Below are 6127 nucleotides of genomic sequence, written 5' to 3'. Positions count from 1 at the left end.
CCCGAAAGGGCAGATCGCAGACCCAGCTCAGCGTGCCGCAACAATTCCAACAACACTCCCCTAACCACAATACCCCTTGGTATAGAGCAATACAATCTATCGAATAGCCAATGCAACCCTAGTGGATGTTGTCATAACAACCCTTAGGGGTAGGTATCGTCTCGAATCCGCAAAACGCCTTGTCAATAATTTATCATTTTAACAATGAGTTGAATTACATGTGGCCGCCTGGCGCAATTTTTTGACCTAATCATGGCCGTTTGAGGAGTCTCCCCGCCTGACGGACAGACGAGGATTCCCCGACGTCGCCAGAGGCCATGTCGAAGGTCATGTCGAAGGTCAGGGCGAAGCTCATGGCGCGATCAGCGCATTGCGCAGATCCGTCGCTCCCGCATCGCGCTCCGAGAGCGGCGCAACGCCGAAGCGAAGCTCGATCGTGCGCAGGATGGACAGCGTGTCATAGACCGTCTTGTCGACGAAGCCCTTCCTGGCGAAGGGAGAAATGATGAGCGTCGGCACACGCGCGCCCGGGCCATAAGAATCTCTTTTCGGGGGCGCGACGTGATCCCAGAACCCGCCGTTCTCGTCGGCCGTGACGATGATCAGCATGTCGGCCCAATTCGGGCTCTTGCGCAATCGTGCGACAACCTCTCCCAGATGAGCGTCCCCGGCGGCGAGATCGGAATAATTCGGGTGCCCGTTGAACACGCCGAGCGGCTTGTAGAAGCTCACCGGCGGCAGTTTCCCCGCATCGACGTCCCGAAAGAAGTCGTCAGCGTCCTTGAGATGGGCGCGGCCTTCGCGGCCTTCGGCGTAATTGGCGAAATAGACAAACGGCTGATGGTGCGTCTGAAAGGCGTCCGGCTTGCCTTCGTACGGCTTGAGTCGGCCCTCGACGACATCCCGCCAGCCGCCGGCGTACCAGGCCCAGGCGACCCCCTTCTCCGTCAACCGGTCGCCGATCGTCGGCGCGTGCAAAGGCGGAAGGCGCTCCTGCGCTTCGGTCTTGTCATGCTTGGAGATCGGATTCGCCGGCTGAAGCGTGCCGATCGCCTCCAGCTCGATCGTCAGGGGGCCAAATTTCTTATGGCGCGGCGGACCGTCGAGCACGCTTTTCGGCGAGTCCTCTTCCCGCGCGCGGGTCGTGAGTTCAGCGCCTTGCGCATCCCTGATCGTGGCGAGTTTCGGCAGAAATTTCTTCCTGGTCGACTCCGCCGGATTGTCGAAGACCGGCGCACAGCCGCAGATCAGAAAGAAATGGTTGAGCATCGAGCCGCCGAAGGCGGCATGGAAGAAATGGTCCGCGAGCGTGAATTCCTTGGCCAGCGCCCACTGCTTCAGCTCGGAGCCGTCGTAATAGCCCATGACGAGCGCGCCGGCGTTGGAGGCTTCGACAAAGCGGTCCATCGCCCCGCCGTCGATCTGCTCCTGCTCGAGATAAAAGTCGTGCACCGGGTCCATCGTGTGGCCCTCGATGTCGACATATGGCTCGAGGCGAAACGGCGCGTTGGGCAGCCGCCTCGGAAAGCGATCGTCCCATCGCGGCCGCGGCAGCGCCGAGAGCGGCGTCCCGTCAAAATCAACCTGCGGCGGCGGATGCTGAGCCGAATTGAGGCCCTCGGCGCCCGGAAACAGCCCGAACACATGATCGAAGCTGCGGTTCTCGGTGAAGATGACGACGATATGGCCAATTCGCGCGAAGGGATCCGGCCGGTCTTGAGCGGCGACGGGAGCGCCGGCCGCCGTCGCGACGAGCGCCAGCGCTAATTTGAAGCGTGTCGAGAGTTTCATCGTGGCAAGCGGTCTTTCTCGCTGTTTCTCGGCGCAGAAATTTAGCGAACCGCCGCCCCAAAATTGTGACATGTGAAAACGGGCGCCGACGAAGAACGTCGGCGCCCGCTTCGATGATCACGATCGTCCCGCGTCACCGCTCACTGCGGCAGCGGCGTGTCCTTGGAGCGCGGCGGCAGCGCCGGATAGGTCACGCTCGGCTGATCGCCGTTCAGAGTCTCCAGGAACGCCACGATCGCCTTGACGTCCTGAGCGGAGAGCGTTTCTCCCAGCTGATCTTTCGCCATCAGGTCGACCGCCTCTTCCAGAGTCCACACGGAGCCGGTGTGGAAGTAAGGCGCGCGGAGCGCGACGTTGCGCAGCGGCGCCGAGCGGAAGACGAATTCATCGGCCGGATTATTCGTCACCTTGGCGCGGCCCTTGTCGGCGACGGGCATGATCTCGACGCTGGGCTTTTGAGCGACGCCGAACGGGAAATAGCCGTCGCCGCCGACATTGACCCCGCCGTGACAACCGGCGCAGCCCTTGTCGATAAAAAGACGCAGCCCTTTCTTCTCGACGTCGTTGAGGGCGCTGACGTCGCCCTTGAGGAATTTGTCGAAACGCGCATTCGGCGTCGTCAGCGTGGCCTCGAAAGCCTCGATGGCTTTCGCCATATTGTCGAAGCTCACCGGATTGGGGTCTGAGGGAAAAGCTCCCTTGAACTCAGCCACATAGGCCGGCATACTGTTGAGCGTCTTCTCGACCTGCGCCGGCGTGTTGTTCATTTCCACATCGGCCTGCACCGGACCCTTGGCTTGCGCCTTGAGGTCGACGGCGCGCCCGTCCCAGAACTGCGCTACGTTGAACACCGCGTTGAGGACGGTCGGCGCGCGGCGCGGCCCCTTCGCCCAGCCATGGCCGATCGACGTCGGACCGGCGTCGACGCCGCCTGTTCCGAGATTGTGGCAGCTGTTGCAGCTGATGATCTGGCTTTTCGACAGCCGCGGCTCGAAAAACAGTTTGCGCCCGAGCTCGATCTTCGCCGGCGTGATCTCGTTGTTTTTGACGACGGACGCGACGCTCGCGGCGTCGATCGGCTTGAAAACGGCGTTGGCGTCCGCGCGCAGATCGCCCGCCGCGGCCATGGCCGGCGCCAGGAAGATCGCGGCGAGCGCGACGAACCGGGTCAGATGCATCCCTTACTCCTGCAGTTGATTTGCTGAGGCGCTGTTTCGCAGTGCGACGAAGGCCTCTTGGGGCCGTCAGCTAGCACAACCGCGGTTGCGGCGGAAGGCCGACTGAGAGCGACGCTCTTTAAAAACAATCTTATGTAGCATGAACATGACCAATAGGCCGACGCTGGCCAACTGCAATTCACGCACTATAATAGTTATTCCACCGCGTAGCGGCAATGCAATGCACAACAGAGGCGCGACAGTCGGAGTATTCGCACAGCGAGTTCTTTAAAATCCACGCCGGCTGTCACAGCGACGACTTGCCCTGCCATTAAAAGCAGAGCAAACTTAACGTGAAAACAAGAGCCGGCGAAAAGCCGAGCGGCAGCGGAGGAAGCTCATGGCGCGCATTCCCAATGTCCGAAAATCCGTTGAGACGACGCTCGTCGCGCTGCCGCTCGCGGCGCTGCTCGCCGGCGGATGGGTCGTGGCCAGGGCGGAGCCGCTTGGCCTGCCGAGCGTCCCCATTCCCGCCGACAATCCGCAGTCGCCCGACAAGATCGCGCTGGGCGACAAGCTGTTCCACGACGCGCGCTTCTCAATCGACGGCACGGTGAGCTGTTCGACCTGTCACAATGACAAGAAAGCCTTCACCGACAGTCCGCTGCGCGTTTCGGAAGGCCATCACAAACTCAACGGCACCCGCAACGCGCCCACGGTGATCAACGCCGCGTTCTACACCTCGCAATTCTGGGACGGGCGCTCGCCGTCGCTGGAGGAGCAGTCACAGCATCCGATGGTCAATCCGGTGGAGATGGGACTGCCCAATCACGAGCCGGTGCTTAAAATCGTTCGCGAAGACCCGGCCTATGTCGAGGGCTTCAAGAAGGCGTTTGGCAAAAGCGGCCGCGACGTGACGATGGACGACGTGATGAAGGCGATCGCCAGCTTCGAGCGCACGGTCGTCTCCGGCGATTCGCCTTTCGACAAATGGTATTTCGGCGGCGACCGCAACGCGATCAGCGATCAAGCCAAGCGCGGCTTCGACATCTACGTCAATCAGGGACGCTGCGTCTCCTGCCATGTCATCGAACAGACGCAGGCGCTGTTCACCGACAACAGGTTTCACAACATCGGCGTCGGCATCAACCGCATCCAAAACGACGTGCCGCGCCTCGCCGCCGAATTTCTCAAGGCGAAGGCGGCGGGCGCCTCCGTCGACAAGGCGGTGCTTGCCGATCCGAAGGTTTCGGATCTCGGCCGCTTCGCCGTGACGAACTCCTTCGATGAAATCGGCGCCTTCAAGACGACGACGCTGCGCAATATCGCGATGACCGCGCCTTACATGCACGACGGCTCGCTCAAAACGCTCAAGGACGTCGTCAAGCATTACAATGAGGGCGGCAAGAGTCCCGGCGATCCGTGGCCGGTCAACCCTTATCTCTCGGGCGGCATCAGGCCGTTGAATCTGACGGATCAGCAGATCGACGATCTAGTCGCTTTCCTGGAAACGTTGACGAGCCCCGCCTATCTGACGGCGCAGACGAAATAAGAATCGACGCACGGACAAAACGAGCGGCGTCGCCTCGGACGCGCGAAGCCGCCAGGGAGGGTAGGAAATGACCAAGCTCATCACCCGGCGCAGCGTGATCGCCGCCGGCGCGGCGGCCGGAACGCTGACGACTCTGCCGATCTCAATGGTGCGCCTCGCCTTCGGCGGAACGCGCGAGGATTTCAGCTTCACCTATATTTCCGACTCGCACATTCAGCAGATCAAAGGCGCGAGCTTCGTGCGCAATTGGGACATGGGCCTGAAGCGCGCCGTCGCCGAAGCCAATCTCATCACGCCGGAAGCCGATTTCGTCATGTTCGGCGGCGATCTCGCGCAGCTCGGCAAAAAGGACGAACTCGACCACGGCGCCGAGATGCTTTCGCATCTGAAAGGCAAGCTGCACTGCGTGATGGGCGAGCACGACTATTATCTCGATCTCGGCGAGTACTGGTCGAAGCTCTACGGTCCGCAGTGGTACAGCTTCGATCACAAGGGCGTGCATTTCGTCGTGCTGAACTCGATTCTCACGACGGACGAATGGACGTTCCATCGCTGGCCCACGGCCGAGCAGCGCATGCTCGAAATGGCCGGGCTCGACAATCCCAACGGCTCGCCCTTCATGGTCGGCGACAAGCAGCGCGCCTGGCTCAAGAGCGATCTCGACAAAGTGTCGAAGGATACGCCGGTCATCGTCTTCTCACATTCGCCGCTGCAGAAGATCTACAAGGGCTGGAATTTCTGGACGGATGACGCCGAGCAGGTGCAGGCGCTCCTGCAGCCGTTTAAGAACGTCAGCGTCATTTACGGCCATGTGCATCAGATCCAGTACAATCAGATCGGCAATATCTCGTTCAATGCGGTGATGGCGACGGCCTGGCCCTGGCCGTATCCCGACACCTATGCGCAGGCGGGCGCGCATGTGCCGGTGCTGACGGTTCCGATGAATCGCGCCGACCCCTTCTTCGAGCGCGACGCTACAGGCTGGCAGATGGTCGACGTCAACTCCGGCCGCGTCACGGCGCGCTACCAGCTGTGGGACAATCAGGAGCGCGTCGTCGGCTACGATCCGCGGCTCGGAAAGCCCGTCGACAAGAAATATCAAGAGGCGATCGTCCGCAAGGCGCCGCAACTGCACTATTAGTCGAGGAGAATGACGATGCGCCGCTATACGATTGCGCTTGTTTTGAGCGCTGCGCTGCTTTCGCCGGCAGCGCTCGCGGACGAATTCACGGCGACGGACGTCGACCGCTGGAAGACCGAATTCGATTCCGTCGCCAAGAAAGGCCGCGAGCTGTGGACCAGCGGCGCGGTCGGCACGAATGGCGTGGCCTGCGCGCAGTGCCATCCCAACGCCGCCAACACCCATCCCGAAACCTATCCGAAATTCCAAAAGCAGCTCGGAAAGGTCGCGCAGCTCTTTGAAATGGTGAATTGGTGCATTAAAAACCCGCTGCAGGGCACGGCGCTTCCGGCCGACGATCCCAAGATGACGGCGTTCGTCGCCTATATCCATAAGGAGCGCAAGGGAGTTCCGCTCGACGCCGGCAAGCACTGACCCGATCGACGGCGCCTGACCAAATTCACAGCACGCGGGAACGATCTCGCCGGCCGCACGTTTGCATACGGT

General features: G+C 61.3%; 5 protein-coding genes. 3 read left to right on the top strand and 2 right to left on the bottom strand.

The window, feature by feature from the left end; genetic code table 11:
* Positions 1-351: 351 nt before the first annotated feature.
* Positions 352-1791, bottom strand: a complete 1440-nt coding sequence (acpA, locus tag AB7F41_RS12695; RefSeq protein WP_428381895.1) for an acid phosphatase — start codon at positions 1789-1791, stop codon at positions 352-354.
* 140 nt (positions 1792-1931) lie between these two features.
* Positions 1932-2969 carry a cytochrome-c peroxidase gene (locus AB7F41_RS12690; protein WP_428381893.1) on the bottom strand — a complete coding sequence of 346 codons (1038 nt, stop codon included), beginning with the start codon at positions 2967-2969 and terminating at the stop codon, positions 1932-1934.
* Positions 2970-3348: 379 nt separating this feature from the next.
* Between AB7F41_RS12690 and AB7F41_RS12685 the strand changes: the two genes are divergently transcribed.
* From AB7F41_RS12685 to AB7F41_RS12675, 3 genes are all read left to right on the top strand, one after another.
* Positions 3349-4500: a cytochrome-c peroxidase gene (locus AB7F41_RS12685; protein ID WP_428381891.1), complete on the top strand. Its 1152-nt coding sequence runs from the start codon at positions 3349-3351 to the stop codon at positions 4498-4500.
* 67 nt (positions 4501-4567) lie between these two features.
* Positions 4568-5641, top strand: coding sequence for a metallophosphoesterase family protein (locus AB7F41_RS12680; RefSeq protein WP_428381889.1), 1074 nt, complete (start codon positions 4568-4570; stop codon positions 5639-5641).
* A 15-nt stretch (positions 5642-5656) separates the two neighbouring features.
* Positions 5657-6055 (top strand): c-type cytochrome, encoded by a 399-nt coding sequence (locus AB7F41_RS12675; protein WP_428381887.1) that lies wholly within the window; start codon positions 5657-5659, stop codon positions 6053-6055.
* Positions 6056-6127 lie beyond the last annotated feature (72 nt).

The sequence above is a fragment of the Methylocystis sp. genome, from assembly GCF_050251305.1.
Lineage (GTDB): Bacteria > Pseudomonadota > Alphaproteobacteria > Rhizobiales > Beijerinckiaceae > Methylocystis.
The sequence above is the reverse complement of the archived record's forward strand: the minus strand, read 5'-3'. Positions and strand labels throughout refer to the sequence as shown.

Coding starts and splice junctions, on each gene's coding strand:
- acpA (WP_428381895.1), bottom strand. CDS start 1,791: ATGAAACTCTCGACACGCTTCAAATTAGCGCTGGCGCTCGTCGCGACG.
- AB7F41_RS12675 (WP_428381887.1), top strand. CDS start 5,657: ATGCGCCGCTATACGATTGCGCTTGTTTTGAGCGCTGCGCTGCTTTCG.
- AB7F41_RS12685 (WP_428381891.1), top strand. CDS start 3,349: ATGGCGCGCATTCCCAATGTCCGAAAATCCGTTGAGACGACGCTCGTC.
- AB7F41_RS12690 (WP_428381893.1), bottom strand. CDS start 2,969: ATGCATCTGACCCGGTTCGTCGCGCTCGCCGCGATCTTCCTGGCGCCG.
- AB7F41_RS12680 (WP_428381889.1), top strand. CDS start 4,568: ATGACCAAGCTCATCACCCGGCGCAGCGTGATCGCCGCCGGCGCGGCG.